Raw genomic sequence first — 26,199 nt, 5'->3', positions numbered from 1 at the left:
TTTTCCCGTTCATTCCCACGAGAACAGGTCAGCCATGACCGCAAATTGCGGCATCGGCGTGGATCGACGCTGGAAATACGGCTTTTGGCGCTCAAGTCTGGCCGAATTGCCACAGAATTGGCAGGGCCTGTCAAGTATCACGCAAGGTCAGGCGAAGCCGGACGGACCGGCCTTGCTGGCGTTTCTTGTCAACGAATGCCCGCAACATATTGGCAAGGCGGTATTTTTTTTCAGTTCTGGTTCTCCGCGGCCTTCAAGGCCTCGGCTTTGCCGCCGCGAAAGAAACGGATGATCGATTCGGCGATGGCGGAGGTAATTTTTCGCCGCCAGTCCTTGTCCTTCAACAGTTGCTCGTCCTTGCTGTTGGACAAAAACCCCATTTCGACGAGGACCGACGGCACGTCTGGAGACTTCAGAACGCGGAATCCGGCGGATCGCTTCGGCCGATTGATGAGGTCGATCTCGTGCGAATTGAGATCTTCGACGAGGGCGGACGCGAAATGCTCCGAAAAGCTCACCGTTTCGCGCCGCGTGAGATCGAGCAGGATGTCGAAGATCTGCGGCGAGCTTTTGGTGAACCCCTCGGGCGCGAAACGATCGGCGGCATTTTCGTTCGCCGCGATCTGCCGCGACAACTCGTCCGATGCGTCCTCCGACAGCGTGTAGACGGTGGCCCCGCGCAGCGACTTGTAATGGATGGAGTCGGCATGGATCGACAGCAGGAGATCGGCCCCGAGCTTGCGCGCGATCACCGCCCGCTCGTCCAGCGGAATGAAGGTGTCGTCGGTTCGCGTCAGTTCGGCATCGACATTCGGATAAGTCCTCAAGATCGCCTGAAGGGCCCGGGCATTTTGAAGATTGATGTCTTTTTCCATCGTCCCTGAGGGCGACACGGCGCCCTTGTCGTTGCCGCCATGACCGGGGTCGATGACGATCACCAGACGTTTCGGCCCGGATTTCGGCAAGGCCGACTTGCCGGCGATCCGGTCGCTCTGGCGCGCGACGAGATTTTCTGCCGAGGTCGGCTGGTCGGATGCGCCCTGCCCGCTCGATGGAGACACCGTCAGCTCGACGATGTCGGTCCCATCCTCTTCGCGCTGGGAAAGGGTTCCGACCGCAGGCGCCTTCAGCCGCAGAATCACGCGGTAGCGATCGGCGGTGACCATGCCGTGGCGAACCGTCGAGACGAGCTTGTTGTCCGGCAGATCGTCAAACGGAATGGCCGGCACGGTTCCGTCGAAGTCGATCGCGATTCGGTCCGGGTTCTTCAGGGCGAAGCTGCGGACCGCCGTCTTGCCGGTTAGCGTGAAACGCACGACGAGGCCGGTGTCGTTCGCTTCCGGATCGATCCTGGTGATCACCTGATCCTGGGCCGCGGTCGCAGCACCCGGCGAGGCGAAGGCGAGAACCGGAAGGAGAAGGCTGAAGACGAGAGCGGCAAAGCGGTGGCCGGCAATCATACGGACATCTCTCCCCCAAATTCTCGCGGCCGAAAGCTCCCGAACGCATGCGCGCTGCCGGTCTCTAGCAGAGCCCGGCGAGATGGCGGGTGCGAAGGCACCTTCGGCGCGCCATAGCACATCACGAAACGATCGGGCACCGCTCCGCCGGCTGACGGCCGTGCCGTCTTTGCGGGGCCGGGACCGGTCTGAACGCCCAGCATGGCTGCTTTATGAACGCTCCGCCGCCCCCGTCAGCTGCAGGACCGCCGCCCCCTATCTGTCGCGAGTAGACCCCGAAGCTTGCTCCAGCCTCAGCTCGCGATGTGCAGGGCGGCAATTGCCTCGTTCTCGACGCCTCTCAAAAGAGCAGTGCACTTGTCATGATCAACGACCCGTCATAAAAGCAGAAGAGAGGTTCATGGTGGCGGGGAATCCGTCGTCGCCGGCACGAGGTTCGGAGACCCTCGTGGGCTGCAATGCCCGCGAGGAGGCCGACCCGCCAGAGCGGCGATGCTACGCCCGGCCACCCCACCTCAATGTCGAGGTTTTTTGTCGACGCCGCAGATGGAACTGCGATCGACACACTTCATCGTTCATGGTGCGAAGACCGATTGGACAACGCACCGGAAACGCTTCATCGGCCGCAACCAGCGGTCACCCATTGTTATAAGGTCGTGTTGTTGCCGCAGCTGTCCGATTGTCACCGTCTGCCATTGCCCGAAAGCCGCTTCGTCGCGGCCGATCGTCAGTGCGGGAACGTCGAGCTGCGGTCCGAGCGCACGACCCATTCGGGCTCGCGCCCTTCCAGATACCGCCAGGCTTTGAGATGCCGGATGCGTGTCCCTTGCGCGAGCGCCGGGGAGTCACCTCATGGCAAACAAAATGTTGATCGATGCGTCCCACCCGGAAGAGACGCGCGTCGTCGTCGTCCGCGGTAGCCGGATCGAAGAGTTCGATTTCGAATCGGAACACAAGAAGCAGCTCAAGGGCAATATCTACCTCGCCAAGGTCACACGGGTCGAACCGTCCCTGCAGGCCGCCTTCGTCGAATATGGCGGAAACCGCCACGGCTTCCTCGCCTTTTCCGAGATCCATCCCGACTACTACCAGATCCCCAAAGCCGACCGCGAAGCGCTTCTCGCCGAGGAAATGGCACGTGGCGAGGAAGACGACGAGGCTGACGAGCCGAAGCCGAAGGCGTCCGCAAAGGGTGGTCGTTCCCGCAGCCGTGGCCGCAGCAAGGCTGCAGCGCGCGAGGACGCCGATACGGTCTCCGAGGCGGTGGCCGAGGCCAATGGCGACAAAGACGAGGATGGCGCATCCACTGGCGAGACCGACGAAGGCTCGTCGGATGTCGTGACTGCGCGCGCCCCCGAAGCGGATGACGGCAGCGATCAGGTCACGAACGAGGGCGAGACGGGATCAGACGAGGGCGATGGCGAGGGTGACGACACCGACGCGTCGTCGTCCGAGGATGCCGACGACAACGAGCGCCCGCGCCGCGGTCGCCGCAGCCGTCGGCCGCGCGGTCGCAGCAACCAGTCCGATGGCGACAGCTCCGACGACGATGGCGAGGAAGCCGAGGAGATCGACGATCTCGGCTCGGAAGACGCCATGGAGGAAGTGCCCGTCCGCCAGGCTCGCCCGCGCCGACAGTACAAGATCCAGGAGGTCATCAAGCGCCGCCAGATCCTGCTCGTGCAGGTCGTCAAGGAAGAGCGCGGCAACAAGGGCGCGGCGCTGACCACCTATCTGTCGCTCGCCGGCCGCTATTCGGTGCTGATGCCGAACACGGCGCGCGGTGGCGGTATTTCCCGCAAGATCACCAATGCCACGGACCGCAAGCGCCTGAAGGATGTCGTGCGCGAGCTCGACGTGCCGCGCGGCATGGGCATCATCCTGCGGACCGCCGGCGCCAACCGCACCAAGGCGGAGGTCAAGCGCGACTACGAATATCTGATGCGGCTGTGGGAGACGGTGCGGACCGTCACCCTCTCCTCGATCGCCCCTGCCCTCGTCTATGAGGAAGGCAGCCTGATCAAGCGCTCGATCCGGGACCTCTACAACAAGGACATCGACCAGATCCTCGTTGCCGGCGAAGGCGGCTACCGCGAAGCGAAAGACTTCATGCGGATGCTGATGCCGAGCCAGGCGAAGGTCGTCCAGCCTTACCGCGATCAAACGCCGATCTTCGCGCGCCAGGGCATCGAGACGCAGCTCGACAAGATGCTGCAGCCGCATGTGACGCTGAAATCCGGCGGCTACATCATCATCAACCAGACCGAGGCGCTGGTCGCGATCGACGTCAATTCGGGCCGCTCGACCAAAGAGCATTCGATCGAGGACACCGCCTACCAGACCAATCTGGAGGCGGCGGAGGAGGTCGCCAGGCAGCTCAGACTGCGCGATCTCGCCGGCCTGATCGTCATCGACTTCATCGACATGGAGGAAAAGCGGAACAACCGCTCGGTCGAGAAGAAGATCAAGGACTGCCTGAAGAGCGATCGGGCCCGCATCCAGGTCGGCAAGATCTCGCATTTCGGGCTTCTGGAGATGAGCCGCCAGCGCATCCGCGCCAGCGTGCTGGAATCCACCATGCAGCCCTGCCCGATCTGTGGCGGCAACGGCCATATCCGCTCGGCCTCGTCGCTGGCCCTGCATGTGCTCCGGTCGATCGAGGAGCATCTGCAGAAGCAGGCGACCCACGATCTGATCGTCAAGGTGCCGACCGCGACGGCGCTCTACGTGCTGAACGAAAAACGCAAGCGCATCGACGAGCTCGAGCAGCATTTCGGCCTGCGGATCACCATCGAGGCCGACGAGGCGGCCGGCCATCAGGGTGTGACGATTGAGCATGGCGGCCCGGCCGAGCAGCCGGTCATCCGCCAGATCGCGGCCAATCCCGAATCCGTGGTCGCCGAGGACGAGATCGACGCCGTCGAGGACGCGGTGGCCGAGGAGGTCGAGGCCAAGACGCCCGAAGCCGACAAGGACGATGGCGACGGCAACGGCAAGCGCCGCCGTCGTCGGCGCCGGCGGCGGAGGGGCGAGCGCGGCGACGGCCAGGATGGCCAGGACGACAGCTCGTCCGCCGAAGCCTCACAGTCCGATGACGACGCCGATAGCGGCGATGACGACGACTCTGACGATTCAAACGGCGAGGATACGAATGCCGGGTCCGACGACGACGATCGCGGATCCCGCCGTCGCCGGCGCGGTCGCCGGGGCGGCCGCCGCCATCGTGACCAGAACGGCGAGGCCGGCGACGAGACGGGCAACGGGGACGACGCGATCGCGGCTCGCACTGGCGACGACGCCGATGAGAGTGGTCGCGCCATGGCCGGCGGCGATGCCGTCGCGCATGGCGCCGTCGCGCAAGCCGATGCCGAGACCGGCGAAGCCATCACCAGCGAAAGCGCGGCACCGGGCGAGAGCAGGCAGACCGTGACGTCACCGGCGGAGGCGGCTTCCGGCGAAACCGTCATCCGGGTCACCAGCTCCGTCATCGAAGCCGAGCCCGCGGAAACGGCCGCCGAGCCGGCAGCCACGCGGCAGGACGAAGCCAGCGAGACTGCGTCGGAGACGCCCGAGGCAAGCGTTGCCGCGGATGCGTCGGCCGAGGGCGAAGACGTGGCCGGGCGGGAAGCTGAGGTCGCCGAGGGCGAGACGACGATGGCCGAGGCGCCCGAACAGCCGGCAGCCAACGACGACGCCAAGCCGGCCGCGCCGGCGGAACCCGTGGTCACCTCCTCGACCGGCGAAGCGTCATCCGCCGAGGAAGAAGGCAAACCCCGACGCACCGGTTGGTGGGCCCGCCGCAGTTTTTTCTGAAAATCTTCGGGCTCGGCCAATAGGCCGGGCCCGAAGTCTCCTCTGGAGGGGCGACGGTACGGCTCTGACACCTGATACCGTGCTGTACAATCGCTCAGCAAATGTCGGAACCGCCAGACTACGAGTCGGGGCGATGGTGTGAACTCTCCACAGCCTAAAAGGCGATGGGTTCAGGTTATGGCTGAAAGCCGGATCAGTCCGCCATTCAGCGGACTGACGTGACTTCAAAGTTATCGTCAGGTTCGGGCGGCGTTTTGTTTTTGATATAGTCGATCCAAACCTCGTCCGTCACATTGCCTCTGCTGTTAACACAATATCCCCTCGCCCAAAGGTGCTGGCCCCAGTAGCGCTTCCGCATTATTCCGAACTCGTCCAGTAACTTGTGCGAGCTGCGGCCCTTCAAGTGTTTTACCGCGCGCGAAACCGATAGGTCCGGTCGGATCGCGACCAGCATGTGGACGTGATGCCGATTGATCGAGCCGGCGTGGACGATCATCTTGTGCGCCCTCGCCGTCTCGCGCAAAAGCTCGCGTCATCGTTTGCACGCGTCGCCGCCCAGCACTTGGTGCCGGCTGCGCCCAACCGCAAACGCAAACCGCCATTTGTGACGCAGTAAGACTAGGGGGACTTACAAAGTCTATTGAATTTCAACGCAACTCGAATGTCGAATGCATGCCACCAGCCGCAGCAGCCTTATTTACGGCTTAGCCCTTTCGCTCTCGAAGGACAGACATGGACACGAGCCACTGTCCAACTGACCTTTCGTTCGACGGCGTGACGTCCGCGTGCATCCGCGAGTCCAGATATCGCTTTCGGTTGCAATTATCCATTTAACTGCTACTTTTGCGCGTAACTAGAATAGGCACGTGCGATGGCGTCATATTGCTACAATGGTCATTCTGACCTCACATCAGGCGAACTCTTCCTTTGGATATTCGTGGACAAGGCGCTTGACCACCTGGGGGTGGACGAGGTGGCCGCGATGGTTGCCATAGCCATCGGACAGCCCATCGTACCCACACGTGGAAAATTCGCAGGGGCGACCCGCGGCACGTCATTGGCCTCTATTTCTAGCCGCAAGTTACTCAATTACGAGATCAGAACTCGCATGCTCCCGACAATCACAACGGAAAGCGCAAAGGCGCTTCGAATTTTATTCACAAAAAATATTGGCGTTTTCGTAGGCAGGGCCATCCCGGTAGTTGGCTGGATCCTACTAGCAGTTGACGTAACCATTATTCTGAAAGCTACGATCGATGCATATAATGTCGAGGTCACGGAAGCAGATAAATGCCACTAATGCTCCCTAGAGACGAGACGCTAGCCAAAGTTGTCGATTTCGTTAAGGAAACGACTTGCGTCGCATTTGATGTATCGGCTGAAACCCGCATGTTCGAAGACTGCGGGCTGGACGGAAGCGAAGCACTGCAATTTATGGAAGAGTATGCCGAGACTTTCTCCGTTAAGAGAGGTGACTTTGAGTTCAGTCGCTATTTCGGATCGGAGAGTTTCCAACCATTGCAAATTCTCGCATCACCGTTCCGCACGAGCATCAAGAGATCGCCACTCACTGTGGCAATGCTGGCGATCTGTGCCGACAAGGGCGTCTGGGATACCGCCAGTCTTAATGAGAGCGGGACTTAGTAGAGCTGTCGGAAGCGAATCGATAGATGACCTTACCGGTCCAGCGCCTTGACGATGTCCTCCACCATCTTCTTGGCGTCGGCGAGCAGCATCATCGTGTTGTCCTTGTAGAACAGCGTATTGTCGATGCCGGCATAGCCGGAGCCGAGCGAGCGCTTGATGAACAGGCAGGTCTGCGCCTGGTCGACATTGAGGATCGGCATGCCGTAGATCGGCGAGGACTTGTCGTCGCGCGCCGCCGGGTTGGTCACGTCGTTGGCGCCGATGACGAAGGCGACGTCGGACTGCGAGAACTCCGAGTTGATGTCCTCGAGCTCGAAGACGTCGTCATAGGGAACGTTGGCCTCCGCGAGCAGCACGTTCATGTGCCCCGGCATGCGGCCCGCCACCGGATGAATGGCGTATTTCACCTCGACGCCCTCCTCCTTCAGCTTGTCGGCCATCTCCCGCAGCGCATGCTGCGCCTGGGCGACGGCCATGCCGTAGCCCGGCACGATGATCACCTTCGAAGCATTCGCCATGAGATAGGCCGCGTCCTCGGCCGAGCCCTGCTTGATCGTCCGGTCGCCAAGGTCGTCGGCGCCCGCCGGTCCGCTCTCGCCGCCGAAGCCGCCGAGAATGACCGAGATGAAGGAGCGGTTCATGCCCTTGCACATGATGTAGGAGAGGATCGCGCCGGACGAGCCGACCAGCGCGCCGGTGATGATCAGCGCCAGATTCTGCAAGGTGAAGCCGATACCCGCTGCTGCCCAGCCCGAATAGGAGTTCAGCATCGAAACGACGACCGGCATGTCGGCGCCGCCGATCGGCACGATCAGGAGAACGCCGAGGGCGAGCGAGACGAGGACGACGAGCCAGAACAGGACATGGCTCTCGGACGCTGCGAACCAGATCACCAGGACGACGAGCAGAATGCCGAGAGCGATGTTGATGGCATGGCGCGACGGCAGCATGATCGGCTTGCCGCTCATCCGCCCGTCGAGCTTCAAGAAGGCGATGATCGAGCCGGTGAAGGTGATCGCGCCGATGGCGACGCCGATCGACATTTCCACCAGCGCCTGGCCGTGAATCGCGCCGACGGCGTCGATGCCCATAGATTCCGGCGCATAGAGCGCGGCTGCCGCGACCATCACGGCGGCGAGGCCGACGAGGGAGTGGAAGGCGGCGACGAGCTGCGGCATTGCCGTCATGGCGATCCGCCGGGCGATCACCGCGCCGGCCGTGCCGCCGATGGCGATGCCGAGGATGATGAGCAGCAGGCCGCCGAAGGACGGTCCTGCGAGGAAGAGCGTGGTCAGGATGGCGATGGCCATGCCGGCCATGCCCATGAAGTTGCCCTGCCGGCTCGTGGTCGGATGGGACAGACCTCTGAGCGCCAGTATGAACAGGACACCGGAGACGAGGTACAGGAAGGCGGCGGTTGACTCGGACATGGTTCCTATCGCCTCACTTCGACTTTTTCTTGTACATCGCCAGCATGCGCTGGGTGACGAGGAAGCCGCCGAAGATGTTCACCGAGGCGAGGATCAGGGCAATGAAGCCGAAGGTGGTGGCGAGGCCCGAGGCCGAGAGGCCGACGGCGAGCAGAGCGCCGACGATGATCACCGAGGAGATGGCGTTGGTGACCGACATCAGCGGGGTGTGGAGCGCGGGCGTCACCGACCACACCACATAGTAGCCGACGAAGATCGCCAGAATGAAGATCGCGAAGTGGAACACGAAGGGGTCGATGCCCGTGTGCTCGGCGATGGTTGCGACCTGGCCGTAGCCTTCGCCGATCAACCTTTCGACGCCGTTGCGCGCGTCGTTGATCGCAGCTCCCGCGTCGTTGAGGCGCCTGAGCGCTTCCTGAGCCGTTTCGTTCTCCATCATTCGCCCTCCCCGGCGGTCGTTTCTTCTTTGCTCGGCGCCGGCTCTTCAGGCCTGGGGGTCTCGTCGGCTTTGGCTCCCCCGAAGTTCTGGTGCACGACCTTGCCCTCGCGCGTCAGAAGCGTCGCCTTGACGAGCTCGTCGTCGAAATCGATCGCCAAGGCGCCCGTCTCCTTGTCGAGCATGGTTTCGACGAAGGCCGAAAGGTTCTTGGCATAAAGCAGCGATGCGCTGGCCGAGACCCGGCCGGAGACATTGGTGTAGCCGATGATCCGCGCCGGCCCCGCCTCGACGATCTCGCCGGCCCTCGATCCCTCGACATTGCCGCCGCGCTCAACCGCCAAATCCACCAGCAGCGAGCCCGGCCGCATCGAGGCGACCATGTCCTTGGAGACGAGTTTGGGCGCCGGTCGGCCGGGGATCAGCGCCGTGGTGATGACGATGTCCTGCTTGGCGATGTGCTTGGCGACGAGCTCGGCCTGCTTTTGCTGGTACTCCTTGGACATCTCCTTGGCGTAGCCACCGGATGTCTCGGCCGCCTTGAACTCCTCGTCCTCGACGGCGACGAACTTCGCGCCGAGGGACTCGACCTGTTCCTTCGTCGCCGGGCGCACGTCCGTCGCCGTGACGACGGCGCCGAGACGCTTGGCGGTGGCGATCGCCTGGAGGCCGGCAACGCCGACGCCCATCACGAAGACGCGGGCGGCCGGAACCGTGCCGGCGGCCGTCATCATCATCGGAAAGGCCCGGTCGAATTCGTGGGACGCGTCGACCACCGCGCGATAGCCCGCGAGATTGGCCTGCGAGGACAGGACGTCCATCACCTGTGCCCTCGTGATGCGCGGCATCAGCTCCATGGCGAAGGCGAGAATGCCGGCCTCGGCCATCGCGTTCAGCGCCTCGTCCTGGCCATAGGGATCCATGATCGCGATCACGACCGCGCCGGACTTGTAGGCAGAGAGTTCGTCGCCCGTCGGGCGCCGCACCTTCAGCACGACGTCGGCCGAGCCTGCATCCGATCTGTCGCCGATCTTCGCCCCGGCTTCCTCGAAGGCCGCATCGGTGATGCGTGACTTTGCGCCTGCACCGGTCTCCACGATGATCTCGGCGCCGCGGCCGGTGAGTTTCTTGATGGTGTCCGGTGACGCGGCGACGCGGCTCTCGCCCTCGGCGCTTTCCTTCGGAACGAAGATTTTCATGATGCGGCTTCTCCCCTGCCTGCTGACATGACGATCGCTCTGCCCGCCCCGCTTTCGGGGTCGGTCCGATCGATGATTCAGCGCAGGGCGAAATAGCCGATGGCAAGGGCGACGACGAAGGTCAGGACCGACGCGATGACGCCGCTGCCCATGATCAGGCCGACCATCATGCCCAAGAGCAGGGCGATGACCGCGACGGAGCCCCATTTGAACAGGCCGATGAAAAGCGCGTAGGTCTTCTCATGCTCCGGATAGTCCATCTCGGCGGCATTCGACGTGTCGATCTTGATTTCCCCGGCCATGGCAGCCCTCCCATTCTGCGAATGTTCTGGACATACACGATTGCGAGCGACGCTGGCAACGCGGAGTCGCGGCGTCTACGGGCCTGAACCTCGGGTTTTTCAGGGCGACAGCCGGACGATCTCCCACTTCGCGTCGCGCGAGGGCCGCCTGAAGACGATCCGGTCGTGCAGCCGATAGGCGCCGTCCTGCCAGAACTCGATCGACAGGGGCATCAGGCGCAGACCGGACCAGTGGGGCGGGCGCGGGATTTCGTCTTCGCCGAACTTGGTCTCGAATCGCTCCACGGCTTCCACGAGCTCCGCCCTGCTCTGCAGCGGCTGGGATTGCTTCGACGCCCATGCGCCGACGCGGCTGCCGCGTGGCCGCGAGGAAAAATAGGCGTCGGCTTCGGCCTCGCTGACGATCTCGAGCGGGCCGCGCAGACGTACCTGCCGGCGCCGGCTCTTCCAGTGGAAGCACATCGCCGCCTTGCGTGTCGCCAGGGCCTGGCGCCCCTTGGCGCTCTCGAAATTCGTGTAGAAGACGAAGCCGCGATCATCATAGCCCTTGAGCAGCACCATGCGCACGTCTGGCATGCCGTCTTCGTCGACCGTTGCGAGCGAGAGCGCGCCCGGGTCGTTCGGTTCGGTTTCGACGGCCTGTTCCATCCAGCCCGAGAAGAACGCGACCGGATCCAGCCCGACGTCTGTTTCATTGAGTTTTAAGGGTTCGTCGGTCATTGTGATATTGCCCCCGGAAATGAAAGCCAGGCGTCGAGTCGCCGAGATTTACGACATATGAGATCGGTGCTGCGATACAAGGTGGTTCTACTCCTGGCTCTGACGGGCGGCCTCGGCGGATGCGTCGTTGCCGGGCCGGGTGTCGAGGAGACGTTGCTCGATCCCACCATCACGGGCTCCGTCGAGCCGCAGGCCGCCTCGCCCGATATTGATCCCGATACCGATTCGGACCGCAGGATCGTTCGCAATGCCGTTTCCGCCCTCGACCTCGATCGCGGCACGGGCCGCTATCCCTGGTCCAATCCCGAGACGGGTTCGAGCGGAGTTATCACGGCGCTCAGCCAGGAAAAACAGGGCGACAGCATCTGCCGCTCCTTCGAGGCCTCCCGGCAGCGCTTCGACGGAATCGCCCTTTATGCGGGACGCGCCTGCACCGTCGGCGCCGGCGAGTGGGCGCTGATCGAATTCGGCAAGCGCTGAATTTTCGGCGGCCAAGCTGCCATCGATCGACGTCCGGGTAGAAAATTGCGCCTCTGGTTGCCGCAATGGCGGGGCGACCTTCAATTTTCCCTGCCGAGCAATCATATAAGGCAGGATTCGATCTGGCGGGCTCGTGCCTGCTCCATAATCCCATCCATGCCCATCTTGAAGGAACTGACAGCCTATGCGTGATCCCTACGCTGTGCTCGGCGTCGCGAAGTCGGCGAGCGACAAGGAGATCAAGTCGGCCTTTCGCAAGCTGGCGAAACGATATCATCCAGACGCAAATTCCAACGACCCTGCCGCCGCGGCCCGGTTCAACGAGGCCAATCAGGCCTATGAGATCGTCGGCGACAAGGACAAGCGCGCGCAGTTCGATCGCGGCGAGATCGACGCGGAAGGCAAGCCGAAGTTTCAGGGCTTTGCCGGCGGCGATCCGTTCGGCGGTGGCGGTCCCTTCGCCGGCCAGAGATCGCGCTCGGGCGGTTTCGATTATCGCTCTTCGACGAAGGCGGAGGACTTCGACGCCGACAGCATCTTTTCCAGCCTCTTCGAGGGCGCCTTCGGCGGTGGCGGCGCCAAGCGCTCTACCGCCAGCGGCGGCTTTTCCGGCGCGCGGCGCGGCGCTTCGAAAGGCGCCGACATCACCGCCGACCTGACCATCGATCTCGACGACATTGTCCGCAACGAAAAGGTGGAAGTCGCCTTTGCGTCCGGCAAAAAGCTGGCGATCAGGCTGCCGCTCGGGGTCGAGGACGGCCAGACGATTCGGTTGCGCGGTCAGGGCCAGCCGGCGCCGGCCGGGGGTGAACCCGGCGACGCGATGATCACGATCCGGCTCGCACCGCATCCACGATTCAAGGTCGAGGGGCGTGATCTGCGGCTTTCGGTCAGCGTCCCGCTGCGCACCGCCGTGCTCGGAGGCCGTGTTGAGGTCGAGACGCTGGACGGTCGCGTCGCCTTGAATGTCCCGGCCTGGACGAATTCCGGCAAGACCTTCCGTTTCAAGGGAAAGGGCCTTACGACCAAGACCGGGGGTCGGGGCGACCTCTTCGTCAAGGCCGAGATCGTTCTGCCCGAAGGCGACATCGCTCTCGAGGCGCTGATGCGCGAGCGCGCCGCCGAACCGGCGGGGCGATGACGCCTACGCCGGCGGGGGACAGGCGATGTGCCGTGGCTTGAAGCCCCCTCACCTCTGTGCCATACCCCCGCCGCGCAAAGTGTTGTGAAATATCCCTTGGAGGTTGGTGCGCCATGGCTGGATCTGACAGGCTGATGGAGGGCAAGCGCGGCCTCGTGATGGGGGTTGCCAACAACCGCTCGATTGCCTGGGGAATCGCCAAGGCCCTCGCCGATGCCGGCGCCGAGATCGCGCTGACCTATCAGGGCGACGCTTTGAAAAAGCGTGTCGCGCCGCTCGCGGACGAACTGGGCGCGATTCTCGCCGGCCACTGTGACGTCACCGACGAGGCGACGGTCGACGCGGTTTTCGCGGAGGTCGAGGCGAAATGGGGCACGATCGACTTCGTCGTTCACGCCATCGCCTTTTCCGACAAGGACGAATTGACCGGCCGCTACGTCGAGACCAGCCGCGAGAACTTCCGCAAGACAATGGACGTCTCGGTCTATTCGCTGACCTCGATCACCGCGCGCGCCGAGAAGCTGATGAACAAGGGCGGCTCGATCCTGACGCTGACTTATTACGGCGCCGAAAAGGTCATGCCGCACTACAACGTCATGGGCGTCGCCAAGGCCGCGCTCGAAGCGTCGGTCCGCTATCTCGCCGTCGATCTCGGCAAGCAGGACATTCGCGTTAACGCGATTTCCGCGGGCCCGATCAAGACGTTGGCGGCGTCGGGCATCGGCGATTTCCGCTATATCCTCAAGTGGAACGAGTATAACGCGCCGCTGAAACGCTCGGTGACGATCGACGAAGTGGGGCAGTCGGCGCTCTATTTGCTCTCGGACATGTCGCGCGGCGTGACCGGCGAGGTTCACCATGTCGACTGCGGCTACCACACGGTCGGCATGAAAGCCGTGGACGCGCCTGACATTTCCGTCGTCTAGGACAGCTGACTGTTATGGTCGGCGCGGCCCTGCCGGGCATCCGGACCTGATATGCCCTAGCCCCAACCGGGATCGCGCTGGTGCTTCGCCTTCGACAGCCGCCGATCCCGCAGCGCGGAACGCTTTTCATGAACGACGCTTCACTGGGCGCCTTGCCAGAGCTTTTCATTTCCAGGCACGGTCAGACGGACTGGAATGCGGAAGGCCGCCTGCAGGGCCAGGTCGAGGTGCCGCTGAACGCGCTCGGCCGGGCGCAGGCACGGCGGAACGGGCGCTATCTGCGCAATGTTCTGGGCGAGCGCAAGGCCGAGTTCCAGTTCCTGGCCAGTCCGCTCGGGCGAGCCTCGCACACGATGCGCATTATCCGCGGTGAAATGGGCCTCGACCCGGACGCCTTTCTGACCGACCCGCGGCTCGTCGAGTTGGACTTCGGCGATTGGCAGGGCTCGACGATGGACGAGGTGGCCGGCTTCGATCCCGAAGGCATTCGTGGTCGCAAGAAGGACAAATGGGGGTTCGTTCCGCCCGGCGCCAAAGCCGAATCCTACGCGATGCTCGCCGAGCGGGTCTGGCCGGTCTTCGAAGCGCTCGATCGTCCGACCATCCTCGTCGCCCATGGGGGCGTCATCCGCAGCTTCATGTCCCTTTACGGCAAGGTGCCGGGCCAGGAGGCCTCGCGGATGGAAGTTCCCCACGATCGTATGGTGCACGTGAACAACGCCAGCCTCGACTGGGTGTGAGCGGCGCAACGCTGTCTCAGCGCTTTCGCTTGATTTCTGGCTGCTGCCGTCGGACCTTTCCAGCATGAACATGATTCGATCCGTCTGCGTCTATTGCGGTTCCTCGCCGGGCCGCAACCCGTCATATATCGCCGCCGCCCGCAGCCTTGGGACGGAGCTCGGCAAAGCCGGGATCGAACTCGTCTATGGCGGCGGCACGAAGGGAATCATGGGGGCCGTCTCCGACGCGGTCATCGAGGCCGGCGGCAAGGTCACCGGCATCATCCCGAAATTCCTGATCGACATGGAAGCGACCGAGCGCGAGCTGAAGCGTCTCGACGAGTTGATCGTCACCGAGGACATGCACGAGCGCAAGCACATCATGTTCCAGCGTTCCGACGCCTTCGTGGCTCTGCCGGGCGGCATCGGCACGTTGGAGGAGCTGGTCGAGATCATGACCTGGAGCCAGCTCGGTCGTCATGAAAAGCCCGTCGTCATCGCCAATATCGACGGCTTCTGGGATCCCCTCGCCCGGCTCTTCGATCACATGGGCGACGAGGGCTTTCTGCATTCCGCCGACAAGGTGAAACCGCTGGTCATCGACAAGGCCGAGGACATCGTGCCGACGCTGATGCAGCAAGGCGCGGATGGCGAAGCCAGCGGGCGCAGCGAGATCATCGGGAAGCTCTGAGGCCGGCATTTCAGGCGGTCAGGCAGCTCTCGGCTCGATCGCCTGCAGATCGGCCTCGATTTCGCGACGCCGTTCCATCAGGTCGTGGTCCAGCTGCAATCCCAGGAAGAAACCGTCCGACATCGCGAAATACCGCGCCAGGCGCAGATCCGTATCGGCCGTCATGGCGCGCTTGCCGAGGACAATCTCGTTGATCCGTCGCGGCGGCACGTGCACGGCGCGGGCGAGCGCATTCTGGCTGATGCCCATCGGTTTCAGGAATTCCTCGAGCAGGATCTCGCCGGGATGCGGATTTGGCAAAAGCTCAGCGGTGGTAGTCGGCGATTTCGACATCGTGAGCATCTCCTTCTTCCCATGAAAAGCATATCCGCCACTGGTCGTTGATCCGAATGCTGTACTGCCCCGATCGACCACCCTTCAACGCCTCGAGACGATTCCCTGGAGGCACGCGCAAATCCTGCAGCACTCTCGCCTGATTGAGCATGCGGAGTTTTCTCAAGGCAACGGACTGGATGTCCGGCGGCAACTTCCCGCTTCGCCGACCTGCCCAGATCAACTGCGTCTCGGGATCAGCGATGCTCCGGATCATGGAGCGAATTTAAGCACATACAGTTCATAACGCAACGCGTCATGGCCATTGCAACCGCCTCGCACCACCTTGCAAACACGGTATGAACCTCGCTCGGCTTTTCGGTCACATGGCCGAGGAAGGCTTCCTACATTCCGCCGACAAGGTGAAACCGCTGGTCATCGACAAGGCCGAGGACATCGTGCCGACGCTGATGCAGCAAGGCGCGGATGGCGAAGCCAGCGGGCGCAGCGAGATCAACGGGACGCTCTGAAAGACGGCCGTATCAATCGCGTATGAAAGCAGCTGGCCAAGCTCGATCCACGCGGCTCAGTCTTCGCTCGCTTGGCGGACCTTTGGTGCCAGCGAAAGGTCCTTGCTCTCGCGGCGGATCGGCGCGCCGATCGGGCAGATGTCCTGGACGAAGCCGGTGAGCGTCGTCGCCAAAGTGTCCGGCACCTGGCGGTAATAGACGTATTTCCCGCGCTTTTCGCTCGTGACCAGTCCGGCATGCTCCAGCAACTGAAGATGCTGGGAGATCGACGGCTTCGACATGTCAAAACGCGCGGCGATCTCGCCGGCGTTCAGCTCCGTATGGGCGACATAGGCGAGGATCTTGCGGCGAACGGGCGAGGCCAGCGCCTCGAAGATCAATTGCATCGACATGGGCCATCCATACAGTAAGACGATTAGGCAATCAATTAAGCGTTGACACGACAACGATAAGTCGATTACCTAAATGAAGAACTGTCAGGAGCCTCTCATGCGCCTTCATTCCGAATGGGTTTTCCCCTGCGAGCCCGAAGATATCTGGCCGCATTTCACCAAAGCGCGGATGGACGACACAAGGCCTTTGATGTTTTGCTTCGGCATTCCCAAGCCGATGAGCTGCAAGGTTCTGGAGGGCGAAGCCTCCGTCGGACGCACCCGCCAATGCACCACCGATCGCGGCACCATCGACCAGCGCATTCTCGTTTTCGAGCCGAACCGCCGCCTCGCCTACCGGATGATCGCCTCGACGGTCTGGTGCCGCAATTGGGTGGGGCATCTGGAGGATGAGTTCACGCTGACACCTCTCGGTGGCGGGCAGACGCGGGTCGAACGGACCACCACGTTCGAGGCGCGAGGGATGCTGCGCATCATCCGGCGGCTGGGGCTCTTGATTGCGCTGAAACAAGCACACGCCTATGCCGCGCGGAACTGGCGGCGTCTGGCGCAGGAACGTCAAGACAAAGCGAGCGATCAGGCCCCGTCCGGGTTCCTCGGCGCCACCTGAACGCAACATTTCAGTCCGCTACGTCGCCTCAAAAATATCTTGCGAACAGAGCCTTCACGTCGACCTTCGCCCTGAGACGGGCCGCCAGCAGATAGGTCCCGCCATATTTGCGCTGGAGAAACAGCGTGTCGACCGGCGGCAGCCGCCAGCCGTCGCGCTCAGCGGCGAAGGCGATGCTCTGTTCGCGCATGGTCTCGACGATGGCGCGGTTGCCGAAGTCGAAGATGTCCGCACGCTGCAGCGGCTCCATCACCATCTCGACCATCGCCATGACATTGTCCTGATGGCGCTTCGGAACGCTGGCGTCGATGAGGCCGATCTCGGTGAGAGCCTGCCGCGCTGCCGGCCAGTCGCTCGCCATGCCGGCTGATCCGAGGCGCCGGCACTCTTCGGCGAGCTGCGGCGCAAAGGCCCGCGTCGCGCCGAAGTCGAGGAGAACGATTCGCCCGCTCGCCGGCTCGAAGCGATAGTTGGCGAGATTGGGGTCCGTCTGCATCAGCTGGAACGAAAAGAGCTCTCGCAGGGACAGATCGATGAGGAGCCGCGCGATCCGGTTCCGGGCTTCCTGCGGCGCGGTCTCGACGGTCTCGATCGGGACCGAATCGACGAATGTCATCGCCAGCACCGTCGGCCCCGACAGGTCGCGATGAACCTCCGGCACGAGATAGTCGGTTTCCCCGGCCAAAAGCTCGCCGAACCGTTCCATGCAGCCCGCCTCGCGCTCGTAGTCCGCCTCTTCGTGCAGCTGGCGCTTGGCCTCGGCCAGCAGCGGAGCGATGTCGAGCTGTTTGGGGACGATGCCGGAAACGCGCAAAAGCGTCGAGACGTTGTCAACGTCGCTGTCGATGCTGCGGGCAACGCCCGGATATTGGACCTTGATTGCGAGCAGACGCCCGTCCGTCGTCAGGGCGCGATGCACCTGGCCGATCGAGGCGGCGGCGATGGGGCGGTGGTCGAAGAGGTCGAATCGTTTTTCCCAGCCCCTGCCCCAGGCTCCGTCGAGGACGGATTGCAGCTGGCGCCTGGGCATCGGCTCGGCGTCGGCCCTCAGCCGCGCCATGATCGCCGCCAGCTCCGGCGGCAAGACGTCGCCGGCATCCATCGATATCAGCTGGCCCATCTTCATTGCCGCACCACGCAGCTGGGCGAGCTGCTCCGTCGCCTTCAGGACGTTGGCGGGGGTGAGGACGAGGTCTTCCAGCCTTGGCCTCTCGCCGCGCACCGCGCGCCCGGCCGCGTCGATCAGCATGCCCCCGCCGACATTGGCGGCCAGTCCGCCCAGACGGGCAAGCCGCGACAGGCGGCCGGTCGGAACGGACGAGCCACGGGGGGAGCGAGGGCGTAGCGCCACGGACGAAGACCTTTCCAGCCGCGAAGCGGCGACACGAAACCTGCCGCCGCCCCTGTCATGCTGAGCTATGTCTTCTGGCGTCCTGTACAAGCTCCGCGCCTGCGACCCGTCGTCCTGGCGAGGCGCGTTTCGGCTCGAAACAGGTACACCTCCCGGGGCTGCGCGTCGCCGCGGCGGAACTCGAGACCCGCAAGGCCGCCGGAAGCTCGCAGCCTTGCGATTGGACGCCCGTACCGGCGACGCAGCCGGCCGCTACTCGGCCTTCTTCGGCACGAACTCGGTCTGGATCTCCAGCGTCACGTCCTTGCCGACCGGCCCTGCATAGGTGTCGATCCCGTATTTCGTGCGGTCGAAGGTCATCGTGCCGGAAAAGCCGATCGTCGGAAGCTTGGAAACCGGATGCGGATTGACGACCGTGTTGAAGGTGACGTCCATCGTCTCCTCATGGGTCTGGCCGTGCAGCGTCAGGTCGCCGGTCACCGTGCCGGTCTTGTCCCCCGTCACTTCGATCGACTTCGAGACGAATTTCGCTTCGGGAAACTTTGCGGCGTCGAGGAACATGTCGCTCTCGATCTCGTCGTTGAAGCTCTTGTCGTCGGCCGGATAGTGCGTGTCCACCGAAGCTGGATCGACATTGGCGGTCAGCTGCGACTTCGTCACGTCCTGCGGGTCGAGTTCGAGCGTCGCGGAGATGTCCGCGAAGCGGCCGATATAGGTCGACAGGCCGAAATGATCGACGTTCCACAGGACATTGGTGTGCAGCGGATCGTTGACGTAGGTGCCGGCGTCGATGTCGATGCTCTGCGCGCCGGCGGGCGAAGAAAGGGAAGCTGCCGAAAGGGCGATAACGAGGGCGGGAACAAATGACCGCATGAAGGCTCCTTGTGTTGCGACGTGTTGCGATTGCCGGCCGGCAGAGCGACATGACCCTGCCTTGGGGTTGCAGGGGCTATAGCTATCGATCGCGCCTTGGAATGAAACCCGTGCGGGTCGCACTATGGCGTTACGGTGAGTTCATCGCTTCGCATGGTTTCGTCACCTTTGCGCCGGCGGTCTGGACTGCCGGCAAGGGTTTTCGCTTGTGCGAGAGCGTATGTCGCCTATGTCAGGGCACCGGGGCGCAGCCGCCTGGCGATTGTCTCGCCCCATTTTTCAACATTGAGGAATTCCCCCACCCATGGCCGAGAAGCGTTCGACACCTAAGATCGAAGTCCGTACCGCGACGACCAAGGACGTTTCCGACCTCATCGCCCTCTCGGCCAAGGTCTTCAAGGACGAGGCGCCCTACACGCGCGGCATGATCATGGGCCAGCTCTCGGCCTTTCCGGAGGGACAGTTCGTCGTCGTCTACGAGGACGAGATCGTCGGCTATGCGGCGACGATGATCCTGCCCGAGGCGAAGGTGATGAAGCAGCACTCATGGGCCGAGGTGACCGGCGGCGGCTATGCGGCGATGCATGACAGGAAGGGCGACTGGCTCTACGGCATCGAGGTCTGCGTCGATCCGGACAAGCGGCGCCTGAGGATCGGCAAGCGGCTCTACGACGCGCGTCGGCGGCTGTGCCAGGATCTTGAGCTGAAGGGCATCGCCTTCGGTGGACGCCTGCCCGGCTACAAACGCAACGCCAAGAAATACGGCACCGCCGAGGCCTATCTCGAGGCGGTGCGCAAGAACGAGCTGACCGATCCGGTGGCCTCGTTTCACCTGAAGGCCGGCTTCGAGCCGGAGTTTCTCCTGAAGAACTACTATCCGATCGACGTCGCCTCGGGCGGCAACGGCGTGTTGATGATCTGGCGCAACCCCTATTACGATCCGGAGCATTCCAAGCAGCCGGTCAACCGCTCGAACCCGGATATTGTGCGCATCGTCACGGTGCAGATGCAGGCGCGCAAGATCGCCGCTCCGCAGGAGTTTTACGACGCGGTGGAATATTTCGTCGAGGTCGCGGCCGAATACGAGGCCGACTTCGTTGTTTTCCCCGAGCTCTTCACGCTGATGCTCCTGTCCTGCGAGGCCGAGGAGCTCAAGCCGGAAGCGGCTATCTCGAGGCTCACCGAGCACACGCCCGACTTCGTCGAGCGGATGACGGCGATGGCGATCCGCCGCAACATCAACATCATCGGCGGCAGCCACGCGACCCGCACCGAGGATGGCGAGATCCAGAATGTCGGCTACGCCTTCCTGCGCGACGGCTCGGTCCATGCCCGCGAAAAGATCCATCCGACGCCGAACGAGCGGCAATACTGGCACATCCAGGGCGGTGACCCGATCGACGTGATCGAGACCGACTGCGGCCCGGTCGGCATCATGATCTGCTACGATTCGGAGTTCCCGGAGATCGCCCGCCGCCTGTGCGACCAGGGCGCACGCATCCTCTTCGTGCCCTTCAACACCGACACGCGGCACGGATATCTTCGCGTGCGCTATTGCTGCCAGGCGCGGGCGATCGAGAACCAGTGCTATGTCGTGACCTCGGGCATGACAGGCAATCTCGCCAATGTCGACAATCTCGACATCGAATATGCCCAGTCCGGCATCTTCACGCCGTGCGACTTCCCCTTCGCCCGGGACGGCATCGCGGCCGAAGCCTCCGAGAACGTCGAGATGGTCGCCGTCGCCGATCTCAATCTCTCGACGCTGATGTGGGCGCGATACGAGGGCTCGGTCCGGAACTTCCGCGACCGCCGGCTGGATCTTTATCGCACACGCTGGTCGGACGGGGGCTGACGCCCGCCGGGGTCGTCGTCACGGCGTGAGGCCGGACGACGGGCGCGTCGGCACGGCAGTGTCCTTACCGACGCGCCGTCGAAACAACGTGCCGGTATAGAGCCCCAGCGCCGTCCAGATGAAGCCGAAGGCCACGAGCTGCCAGCCGCCGAAAGGTTCGCCGAACAGGAAGACCGCGGTCAGGACCATCAAAGTCGGCACGATGTATTGCATGATGCCGATGGTGGTGAAGTGGAGGAGCCGGGCTCCGGCGGCGTAGAGGATCAACGGAACCGCGGTGAGCGGGCCCGCGGCGACGAGGAGCGTCGTCTCGATGCCGTCGTTCAGGAAATGCTTTTCGGGCACGAAGAGGAGGACGAGGACGATCGAGGGGATCGCCAGAAGAGCCACTTCGAGAAAGAAACCCTCGCTCGCCCCGACGCGCACCGTCTTACGGAGCAGCCCGTAGGTGCCGAAGGTCATCGCCAGCACCAGCGAGATCCATGGCAGGCCACCGGCTTTGAGCGTCAGGATGGCAACGCCGACCGCTGCGAGGGCGATTGCGAGGCCCTGCAGGCGCGTCGGCCGCTCGCCGAGGAAGATCGCCGCCAGGGCGATGTTGACCAGCGGGTTGATATAGTAGCCGAGGGCCGCCTCCACGGTCTGGCCCGTGCCGACCGCATAGACGAATACGCCCCAATTGACCGAGATCAGCGCGGCGGTGAGCGCCGCAAGGCCGAGCGTCCTTGGTTCGCGGAAATGGGCCAGGGCATGGCGCAATGTTCCCTGCCAGAGAAGGATCGCAATCGCGAAGGGCAAGGCCCAGATGATGCGATGAGCGACAACCTCGATTGGCGAGACATGAGCGAGAAGCTTCATGTAGATCGGCAACACGAAGCCCCAGATGGCATAGGCGCCGAGGGCGTAGGCGAGACCTTGACGGCTTTCGCCTTGAGGAGATGGCATGGCGGAAACTCGCTGGCCGAAGTGATGGACGCCTCTTATCTGAATGCGCCGGCGGCTTCCGCCCGTTTCTCGTGCCTGGTTGGTCGCTGCCGGTTTTTGATGATCCCCATGATCACGGCAACGAATGGCAGCGCGCTCAAAGCCATTCAGACTTGAACCCGCTCACATACAAGTTCGCGAGCTTATCGTCCGGTAAGACCCTTGGCCGGAAGCGATGACGACGGAAACCAACCGGAATTCTGGAGCACGTTGGCAGACAAAGGGCGAAGAGTACTCGACGACAATGATCGATCGAAATAGCCCTCATTCAGGTGACCGTATTCCGTTCTGCCCTGTTCCGGGCCTTTACGCCGCGTATCCGAATGTTTCGAACTCGAAGGCGGCGATCTCGCGAATGCGAGATTTTTGTCGTTCACTCAAAATGTCTGCCGCAGCACGTCTGTCCTTGCGATGTTGTCCCTTCGCATTCGGCTTTTCATCGGGAACCGTATGACCCCAGGCGCGCCCCAGCTCCGATAACCGGGGCCACATGTCAGGGTAATCGATCACTTCGTCAACGACGATCTTGCCGCCGATCGAATACAGGTCGCGATCCACGAAATCACCCATCTGCAATGTACGTTCGAGCTCCGCTTCGTATTCCTGATCGACATTCCCGCCCCGACGCCCAATCCGCCAATAAACTCGCGAAATGACCTTCTCGTAAGGGTGTCGTTCAATTGTGAATTCAAACGCGTCGCGCCACAGCGTCGGGAATATTTTACGAACATGCGCAGCATTCATGTGATTGAATACTTTTGCGCCTTTGTATTCTTCGACGGGTAAAATCCCGCCGAACGAAGCTCGTGTCACCTCGTCCACCGGGGACACAACTGTACAAACATCACCGGCATCACACCAGCTGCTCAATACGATTTCGACACTTGTGCCTCCAGTCTTTCGTGTCTTCAGAAAAATGAAATTATTACTGAATGAGGCAATCATACCAAAATAATTCCAGATTTGTACTGACATTCTGTTGGCGGAAGATACCGAACAGCGGAAGACGGGCAAGGATATAAAGGGTGCAGATATTCCTTCGATCCTCGATATTTAGAGCGTCGTGCGTCCGAAGAGACGCACAAAGGACGCTCTCACTTCTTGAAGCTACGCATCGTTGCGCCGGGGACGGAAACAGATCCCGCACAATCCTGCCACTTCGTCAGGCCCCGTGCAAACTCGCTTCGCCCATCAGGTACACCCACCGGATGCCGCCTCGCCCTTTGCTTTCGAGGCGACGGACGACCTCGATCATCGTCGCCGTCTCTAGATCGCGCCTACCCGGCAAACCGATCCGTCGCCCGGATCAGCCGGTCGAGGATCCCGGGCTCGTCGAAGGCGTGGCCGGCCCCCTCGATCAGGTGCAGCTCCGCGTCGGGCCAGGCTTTGGCGAGCCGCCAGGCGGTGCGCGCCGGACACGGCATGTCGTATCGGCCATGGACGATGACGCCGGGAATGCCGGCGAGTTTCCCCGCGTTTTAGATCAGCTGGTCTTCTTCCAGCCAGCCGGCATGGCTGAAGAAGTGGTTCTCGATCCGGGCAAAGGCGATGGCAAAATCGTCACGGCCAAAGTCGTGGCTTAGCTTCTCATCGGGAAGCAAGGTGATCGTCTCGCCTTCCCATAGGCTCCAGGCTCTCGCGGCACGCAGCTGTTCGTCCCTGTCGTCCCCGGTCAGCCGCTTGCGATAGGCGGCGATCATGTCGCCCCGCTCGCTTTCGGGAATGGGCGCGACGAAGCGCTCCCACTTTTCGGGAAACATTTCGGAGACCCCGAACTGATAGTACCAGTCGAGCTCGGCCCTGGTCAGCGTGTAGATGCCGCGCACGATCAGCGCCGAGGTCCGCTGCGGATGCGTCTCGGCATAGGCCAGCGCCAGGGTCGATCCCCAGGATCCGCCGAAGACCAGCCACTTTTCGACGCCCATCAGTCCGCGAAGGCGCTCGATGTCTTCGACGAGATGCCAGGTGGTGTTGGCCGTCAGGCTGGCATTGGGCGTCGAGCGGCCGCAGCCGCGCTGATCGAAGAGGAGCACGTCATAGCGCGCCGGATCGAACAGCCTGCGGTGGACGGCAGAACAGCCGCCGCCCGGCCCCCCGTGCAGGAAAACGGCAGGCGTCGCACCCTTGGTGCCGCATCGCTCGAAATAGATCGTATGGCCGTCCCCGACGTCGAGCTGGCCGGTCTCATAGGGCTCGATCTCGGGATAGAGCCCCCGCAGTGCATGGGTCATGGTCTGTCTGGCTCGGATAAGGTCGCCGGCGACGCCTCGTCGGGCGACGGGGCGTCTGGATGCTGGTGGTTCTTGAACGTTGCAATGACGTCCGCCATATCCGGGTCGTCCTCCGTCGCCAGACCGGAAAGCTCGCCCAGCTCGTCGACATAAGGCAGCTTGGCTTCCAGTCCGAACTGATGGCGGGGAGCGATGGCGGCCGGATCGTCGAAGGCGCCGATGGCGATCGAGACGCCCTCCCTCGCCTCATAGGTCAGTGGCGTCCCGCATTCGGCGCAAAAACCCCGCTGCGCATGGCTCGATGAACGGAAGCGTTTCGGCTCGGCTTTGGTCCAGGCCACAGTGCCCTTCCGCGCGCTGACTAGCGGCGCATAGAACGAGCCGAAGGCCTTCTGGCACATCCTGCAATGACAGACATGCGCGCTGGCCAGATCGATTTCGCATCGAAAGCGAACCGCGCCGCACTGGCATCCGCCGGTATAGATCGACATTCGTCATCTCCCACGCTGCTCAGCCTCGACGCTGCCCGAAATTCATACGTCCGTCTTCCCGCAAAGAGAAGCAGGAGCTTGTCCCGGCGACAATTGGCCGACCTTCCGGCGCAAGCGATCGTCGAGGCCGCCTGTCAGCGGCCCGCGAACGCGTCTGCAAAGCGATCCGTCGCCTCGAGGAGCGCGTGCAGGATGCCAGGCTCGGCAAAGGCGTGCCCCGCGCCTTCGACCAGCCGGTAATCGGCCTTCGACCAGGCCTGAGCGATCTGCCATGAGGTGATCGCCGGGGTGACGACGTCATAGCGGCCCTGGACGATGACCCCGGGCGTTTGCGCAAGACGGTCGATATTGTCGAGCAACTGCCCCTCTTCGAGCCAGAGCTCGTGGAAGAAATAGTGGTTCTCGATCCGTGCGAAGGCGATCTGCCCATCCGTCGCAGTGGCGCTGGGCGAAGGGTTCGGCGGGTTCGTCGTGCGCATCATGACGGTGGCCGCTTCCCACGCCGTCCATGCCTTCGCCGCCTGGGCGCGCACGGCGCGATCTTGGTGCGTGAGACGCCGCCGATAGGCCGCGACGAGGTCGTCCTGTTCCGATGCGGGGATCGACGCGACGAGGTTTTCCCAATGGTCCGGAAACAGCCGGTTGGCACCCCAGTCGTAGAACCAGTCGAGCTCGGAGCGTCGGCCGGAAAAGATGCCGCGCAGGATTAGACCAAGCACCCGTTCGGTGTGCTCCTGGGCATAGGTGAGCGCCAGCGTAGCGCCCCAGGAGCCGCCGAAGAGCAGCCAGCGCTCGATCCCAAGGTGCCGGCGAAGCCGTTCGAGATCATCGACGAGATGCCAGGTTGTGTTGTTTTCCAGGCTGCCCAAGGGGATCGAGCGCCCGCAGCCGCGCTGATCATAAAGAACGATGCGATACCGCTGCGGATCGAACAGCCGCCGATGCGGAGCCGAAGCGCCACTTCCCGGCCCGCCATGCACGAAGACGACGGGCAGCCCGCTCGGGTTGCCGCATTCCTCGAAATAGAGCTCGTGGCCGTCCCCGACATCCAGCCGGCCCATCTTGAACGGCTCGATCGGGGGGAATGGTTTGCGCAATGTCATTGCAGCGCATTACAGCTGAAACCCCGAGGGGCGCAAACGACAATCGACGGAACGGTTCGATGTCCCCCGGCGGCGCGGCCCGACGCGAACGGGAGCGGACCCGGATCACAAGCGGGTTTCGCGGTGGGCCGCAATCTCCCGCTCGAAATTGAAGCCCTCCTCCCAGAGCGCCCGTTCGGGATCTGCGTTCGATCGAAAGGGGTTGAACGCGCCGAGCCCCTCGCGCCTGAATGCCTGGCGCCCGAGCGACCATGTCGCCTTTTCGCTTCGCGCCGACAGGATCGCGTCGCGTAGTCGTTCGCTGCTCATTTTCCCTCCCCCCGGTCCTTGCTTCCCTTGGGTGATGTTATTGTTCGACGCGATGCTGAGTCGAGTCGGATCGTGGCTCGAGTGCTGAGCCAATTCGGTAGCCGGGAAATGATCCGAGTGCGGCAGGCTCCGGCTTCATCGTGACCGACGGCCCCGGCCTCGCGACACTTGGCCGCCCTGGCCTTCCGGGTTTG

At 63.0% G+C, this 26,199-nt stretch carries 27 protein-coding genes and 2 pseudogenes; 11 read left to right on the top strand and 18 right to left on the bottom strand.

Translation table 11 applies throughout. From position 1 onward, the window contains the following. Positions 1-230: 230 nt before the first annotated feature. Positions 231-1,460 carry an N-acetylmuramoyl-L-alanine amidase gene (locus J6595_RS15935; RefSeq protein ID WP_209595569.1) on the bottom strand — a complete coding sequence of 410 codons (1,230 nt, stop codon included), beginning with the start codon at positions 1,458-1,460 and terminating at the stop codon, positions 231-233. An 852-nt stretch (positions 1,461-2,312) separates the two neighbouring features. Here J6595_RS15935 and J6595_RS15930 point away from each other — a divergent pair. Then, the gene (locus J6595_RS15930) at positions 2,313-5,273 is read left to right on the top strand and encodes an Rne/Rng family ribonuclease (RefSeq protein ID WP_209595568.1); all 2,961 of its coding nucleotides are present in this window, start codon (positions 2,313-2,315) and stop codon (positions 5,271-5,273) included. A 205-nt stretch (positions 5,274-5,478) separates the two neighbouring features. Here J6595_RS15930 and tnpA read toward each other — a convergent pair. Then, positions 5,479-5,886 (bottom strand): annotated as a pseudogene (gene tnpA, locus J6595_RS15925) (IS200/IS605 family transposase). A 258-nt stretch (positions 5,887-6,144) separates the two neighbouring features. Here tnpA and J6595_RS22980 point away from each other — a divergent pair. Together J6595_RS22980 and J6595_RS15920 are read left to right on the top strand one after the other, a co-directional pair. After that, a complete protein-coding gene (locus J6595_RS22980) occupies positions 6,145-6,573 on the top strand; it encodes an STM2901 family protein (RefSeq protein ID WP_425342163.1) in 429 nt (142 codons plus the stop codon). Beyond that, positions 6,564-6,917, top strand: coding sequence for a DUF1493 family protein (locus J6595_RS15920; protein ID WP_209595567.1), 354 nt, complete (start codon positions 6,564-6,566; stop codon positions 6,915-6,917). Before J6595_RS22980 ends, J6595_RS15920 begins: the two co-directional genes overlap by 10 nt. Before the next feature lie 32 nt (positions 6,918-6,949). Here the strand turns inward: J6595_RS15920 and J6595_RS15915 are convergent, their stop codons facing one another. From J6595_RS15915 to pdxH, 5 genes are all read right to left on the bottom strand, one after another. After that, positions 6,950-8,350, bottom strand: coding sequence for an NAD(P)(+) transhydrogenase (Re/Si-specific) subunit beta (locus tag J6595_RS15915; RefSeq protein ID WP_209595566.1), 1,401 nt, complete (start codon positions 8,348-8,350; stop codon positions 6,950-6,952). A gap of 13 nt (positions 8,351-8,363) precedes the next feature. Then, on the bottom strand, positions 8,364-8,786 hold the full coding sequence (locus J6595_RS15910) for a proton-translocating transhydrogenase family protein (protein ID WP_209595616.1): 423 nt from the start codon (positions 8,784-8,786) through the stop codon (positions 8,364-8,366). Beyond that, positions 8,786-9,985 carry a Re/Si-specific NAD(P)(+) transhydrogenase subunit alpha gene (locus J6595_RS15905; protein WP_209595565.1) on the bottom strand — a complete coding sequence of 400 codons (1,200 nt, stop codon included), beginning with the start codon at positions 9,983-9,985 and terminating at the stop codon, positions 8,786-8,788. Before J6595_RS15905 ends, J6595_RS15910 begins: the two co-directional genes overlap by 1 nt. A gap of 77 nt (positions 9,986-10,062) precedes the next feature. Beyond that, positions 10,063-10,287: an aa3-type cytochrome c oxidase subunit IV gene (locus J6595_RS15900; protein ID WP_209595564.1), complete on the bottom strand. Its 225-nt coding sequence runs from the start codon at positions 10,285-10,287 to the stop codon at positions 10,063-10,065. Between the two features lie 99 nt (positions 10,288-10,386). Beyond that, entirely contained in the window at positions 10,387-11,007 is a 621-nt protein-coding gene (gene pdxH / locus J6595_RS15895) for a pyridoxamine 5'-phosphate oxidase (protein ID WP_209595563.1), read from the bottom strand. A 57-nt stretch (positions 11,008-11,064) separates the two neighbouring features. Between pdxH and J6595_RS15890 the strand changes: the two genes are divergently transcribed. The 5 genes from J6595_RS15890 to J6595_RS15870 all read left to right on the top strand — a co-directional run bounded on the left by J6595_RS15890 (position 11,065) and on the right by J6595_RS15870 (position 14,964). Further along, positions 11,065-11,487 (top strand): RT0821/Lpp0805 family surface protein, encoded by a 423-nt coding sequence (locus J6595_RS15890; protein WP_209595562.1) that lies wholly within the window; start codon positions 11,065-11,067, stop codon positions 11,485-11,487. A 184-nt stretch (positions 11,488-11,671) separates the two neighbouring features. After that, on the top strand, positions 11,672-12,628 hold the full coding sequence (locus tag J6595_RS15885; protein WP_209595561.1) for a DnaJ C-terminal domain-containing protein: 957 nt from the start codon (positions 11,672-11,674) through the stop codon (positions 12,626-12,628). A 113-nt stretch (positions 12,629-12,741) separates the two neighbouring features. Beyond that, positions 12,742-13,554: an enoyl-ACP reductase FabI gene (fabI, locus tag J6595_RS15880; protein ID WP_209595560.1), complete on the top strand. Its 813-nt coding sequence runs from the start codon at positions 12,742-12,744 to the stop codon at positions 13,552-13,554. A 128-nt stretch (positions 13,555-13,682) separates the two neighbouring features. Continuing rightward, a complete protein-coding gene (locus J6595_RS15875) occupies positions 13,683-14,294 on the top strand; it encodes a histidine phosphatase family protein (RefSeq protein WP_209595559.1) in 612 nt (203 codons plus the stop codon). Between the two features lie 64 nt (positions 14,295-14,358). Next, positions 14,359-14,964 carry an LOG family protein gene (locus J6595_RS15870; protein ID WP_209595558.1) on the top strand — a complete coding sequence of 202 codons (606 nt, stop codon included), beginning with the start codon at positions 14,359-14,361 and terminating at the stop codon, positions 14,962-14,964. 18 nt (positions 14,965-14,982) lie between these two features. Here J6595_RS15870 and J6595_RS15865 read toward each other — a convergent pair whose 3' ends face one another. Further along, positions 14,983-15,297, bottom strand: coding sequence for a HigA family addiction module antitoxin (locus J6595_RS15865; protein WP_209595557.1), 315 nt, complete (start codon positions 15,295-15,297; stop codon positions 14,983-14,985). Next, on the bottom strand, positions 15,269-15,553 hold the full coding sequence (locus J6595_RS15860; protein ID WP_209595556.1) for a type II toxin-antitoxin system RelE/ParE family toxin: 285 nt from the start codon (positions 15,551-15,553) through the stop codon (positions 15,269-15,271). The genes J6595_RS15865 and J6595_RS15860 overlap by 29 nt, the downstream gene beginning before the upstream one ends. Positions 15,554-15,635: 82 nt before the next feature. Between J6595_RS15860 and J6595_RS15855 the strand changes: the two genes are divergently transcribed. Then, complete coding sequence (locus J6595_RS15855; RefSeq protein ID WP_245198534.1) at positions 15,636-15,806, top strand: hypothetical protein; 171 nt, start codon at positions 15,636-15,638, stop codon at positions 15,804-15,806. A gap of 56 nt (positions 15,807-15,862) precedes the next feature. On the opposite strand, the gene J6595_RS15850 is transcribed toward J6595_RS15855, so the two are convergent. Then, positions 15,863-16,192: a metalloregulator ArsR/SmtB family transcription factor gene (locus J6595_RS15850; protein WP_209595615.1), complete on the bottom strand. Its 330-nt coding sequence runs from the start codon at positions 16,190-16,192 to the stop codon at positions 15,863-15,865. Between the two features lie 103 nt (positions 16,193-16,295). Here J6595_RS15850 and J6595_RS15845 point away from each other — a divergent pair, with 103 nt between their 5' ends. Beyond that, positions 16,296-16,808 (top strand): SRPBCC family protein, encoded by a 513-nt coding sequence (locus J6595_RS15845; protein WP_209595555.1) that lies wholly within the window; start codon positions 16,296-16,298, stop codon positions 16,806-16,808. 28 nt (positions 16,809-16,836) lie between these two features. On the opposite strand, the gene J6595_RS15840 is transcribed toward J6595_RS15845, so the two are convergent. Beyond that, positions 16,837-18,159, bottom strand: coding sequence for an ABC1 kinase family protein (locus J6595_RS15840; RefSeq protein WP_342453222.1), 1,323 nt, complete (start codon positions 18,157-18,159; stop codon positions 16,837-16,839). Positions 18,160-18,411: 252 nt separating this feature from the next. Next, positions 18,412-19,032, bottom strand: coding sequence for a YceI family protein (locus tag J6595_RS15835; RefSeq protein ID WP_209595554.1), 621 nt, complete (start codon positions 19,030-19,032; stop codon positions 18,412-18,414). Between the two features lie 304 nt (positions 19,033-19,336). On the opposite strand from J6595_RS15835, the gene J6595_RS15830 reads away from it, so the two are divergent. Continuing rightward, on the top strand, positions 19,337-20,887 hold the full coding sequence (locus tag J6595_RS15830; protein WP_209595553.1) for a carbon-nitrogen hydrolase family protein: 1,551 nt from the start codon (positions 19,337-19,339) through the stop codon (positions 20,885-20,887). 18 nt (positions 20,888-20,905) lie between these two features. Here J6595_RS15830 and rarD read toward each other — a convergent pair whose 3' ends face one another. The 6 genes and pseudogenes from rarD to J6595_RS15800 form a co-directional block, all read right to left on the bottom strand. After that, entirely contained in the window at positions 20,906-21,832 is a 927-nt protein-coding gene (gene rarD, locus J6595_RS15825; RefSeq protein ID WP_209595552.1) for an EamA family transporter RarD, read from the bottom strand. 345 nt (positions 21,833-22,177) lie between these two features. Further along, a complete protein-coding gene (locus J6595_RS15820) occupies positions 22,178-22,846 on the bottom strand; it encodes a hypothetical protein (protein ID WP_209595551.1) in 669 nt (222 codons plus the stop codon). Positions 22,847-23,148: 302 nt separating this feature from the next. Beyond that, positions 23,149-24,102, bottom strand: a pseudogene (gene pip, locus J6595_RS15815) (prolyl aminopeptidase). Continuing rightward, positions 24,099-24,593, bottom strand: a complete 495-nt coding sequence (locus tag J6595_RS15810; protein ID WP_209595550.1) for a GFA family protein — start codon at positions 24,591-24,593, stop codon at positions 24,099-24,101. Before J6595_RS15810 ends, pip (J6595_RS15815) begins: the two are co-directional and overlap by 4 nt. Before the next feature lie 134 nt (positions 24,594-24,727). Next, positions 24,728-25,696, bottom strand: coding sequence for a prolyl aminopeptidase (gene pip / locus J6595_RS15805; protein ID WP_209595549.1), 969 nt, complete (start codon positions 25,694-25,696; stop codon positions 24,728-24,730). Between the two features lie 105 nt (positions 25,697-25,801). Further along, positions 25,802-26,005 carry a hypothetical protein gene (locus J6595_RS15800; protein WP_209595548.1) on the bottom strand — a complete coding sequence of 68 codons (204 nt, stop codon included), beginning with the start codon at positions 26,003-26,005 and terminating at the stop codon, positions 25,802-25,804. Positions 26,006-26,199: the final 194 nt, after the last annotated feature.

Origin of the sequence: Jiella mangrovi, from assembly GCF_017815135.1 — a bacterium.
Taxonomy (GTDB): Bacteria; Pseudomonadota; Alphaproteobacteria; order Rhizobiales; family Rhizobiaceae; genus Jiella; species Jiella mangrovi.
This window is presented reverse-complemented; position numbering and strand designations above follow the sequence as displayed.

Excerpts from the sequence above, each read along its gene's own strand:
- J6595_RS15935 (WP_209595569.1), bottom strand. The coding sequence starts at position 1,460 with ATGATTGCCGGCCACCGCTTTGCCGCTCTCGTCTTCAGCCTTCTCCTT.
- J6595_RS15930 (WP_209595568.1), top strand. The coding sequence starts at position 2,313 with ATGGCAAACAAAATGTTGATCGATGCGTCCCACCCGGAAGAGACGCGC.
- J6595_RS22980 (WP_425342163.1), top strand. The coding sequence starts at position 6,145 with ATGGCGTCATATTGCTACAATGGTCATTCTGACCTCACATCAGGCGAA.
- J6595_RS15920 (WP_209595567.1), top strand. The coding sequence starts at position 6,564 with ATGCCACTAATGCTCCCTAGAGACGAGACGCTAGCCAAAGTTGTCGAT.
- J6595_RS15915 (WP_209595566.1), bottom strand. The coding sequence starts at position 8,350 with ATGTCCGAGTCAACCGCCGCCTTCCTGTACCTCGTCTCCGGTGTCCTG.
- J6595_RS15910 (WP_209595616.1), bottom strand. The coding sequence starts at position 8,786 with ATGGAGAACGAAACGGCTCAGGAAGCGCTCAGGCGCCTCAACGACGCG.
- J6595_RS15905 (WP_209595565.1), bottom strand. The coding sequence starts at position 9,985 with ATGAAAATCTTCGTTCCGAAGGAAAGCGCCGAGGGCGAGAGCCGCGTC.
- J6595_RS15900 (WP_209595564.1), bottom strand. The coding sequence starts at position 10,287 with ATGGCCGGGGAAATCAAGATCGACACGTCGAATGCCGCCGAGATGGAC.
- pdxH (WP_209595563.1), bottom strand. The coding sequence starts at position 11,007 with ATGACCGACGAACCCTTAAAACTCAATGAAACAGACGTCGGGCTGGAT.
- J6595_RS15890 (WP_209595562.1), top strand. The coding sequence starts at position 11,065 with ATGAGATCGGTGCTGCGATACAAGGTGGTTCTACTCCTGGCTCTGACG.
- J6595_RS15885 (WP_209595561.1), top strand. The coding sequence starts at position 11,672 with ATGCGTGATCCCTACGCTGTGCTCGGCGTCGCGAAGTCGGCGAGCGAC.
- fabI (WP_209595560.1), top strand. The coding sequence starts at position 12,742 with ATGGCTGGATCTGACAGGCTGATGGAGGGCAAGCGCGGCCTCGTGATG.
- J6595_RS15875 (WP_209595559.1), top strand. The coding sequence starts at position 13,683 with ATGAACGACGCTTCACTGGGCGCCTTGCCAGAGCTTTTCATTTCCAGG.
- J6595_RS15870 (WP_209595558.1), top strand. The coding sequence starts at position 14,359 with ATGAACATGATTCGATCCGTCTGCGTCTATTGCGGTTCCTCGCCGGGC.
- J6595_RS15865 (WP_209595557.1), bottom strand. The coding sequence starts at position 15,297 with ATGTCGAAATCGCCGACTACCACCGCTGAGCTTTTGCCAAATCCGCAT.
- J6595_RS15860 (WP_209595556.1), bottom strand. The coding sequence starts at position 15,553 with ATGATCCGGAGCATCGCTGATCCCGAGACGCAGTTGATCTGGGCAGGT.
- J6595_RS15855 (WP_245198534.1), top strand. The coding sequence starts at position 15,636 with ATGAACCTCGCTCGGCTTTTCGGTCACATGGCCGAGGAAGGCTTCCTA.
- J6595_RS15850 (WP_209595615.1), bottom strand. The coding sequence starts at position 16,192 with ATGCAATTGATCTTCGAGGCGCTGGCCTCGCCCGTTCGCCGCAAGATC.
- J6595_RS15845 (WP_209595555.1), top strand. The coding sequence starts at position 16,296 with ATGCGCCTTCATTCCGAATGGGTTTTCCCCTGCGAGCCCGAAGATATC.
- J6595_RS15835 (WP_209595554.1), bottom strand. The coding sequence starts at position 19,032 with ATGCGGTCATTTGTTCCCGCCCTCGTTATCGCCCTTTCGGCAGCTTCC.
- J6595_RS15830 (WP_209595553.1), top strand. The coding sequence starts at position 19,337 with ATGGCCGAGAAGCGTTCGACACCTAAGATCGAAGTCCGTACCGCGACG.
- rarD (WP_209595552.1), bottom strand. The coding sequence starts at position 21,832 with ATGCCATCTCCTCAAGGCGAAAGCCGTCAAGGTCTCGCCTACGCCCTC.
- J6595_RS15820 (WP_209595551.1), bottom strand. The coding sequence starts at position 22,846 with ATGTCAGTACAAATCTGGAATTATTTTGGTATGATTGCCTCATTCAGT.
- J6595_RS15810 (WP_209595550.1), bottom strand. The coding sequence starts at position 24,593 with ATGTCGATCTATACCGGCGGATGCCAGTGCGGCGCGGTTCGCTTTCGA.
- pip (WP_209595549.1), bottom strand. The coding sequence starts at position 25,696 with ATGACATTGCGCAAACCATTCCCCCCGATCGAGCCGTTCAAGATGGGC.
- J6595_RS15800 (WP_209595548.1), bottom strand. The coding sequence starts at position 26,005 with ATGAGCAGCGAACGACTACGCGACGCGATCCTGTCGGCGCGAAGCGAA.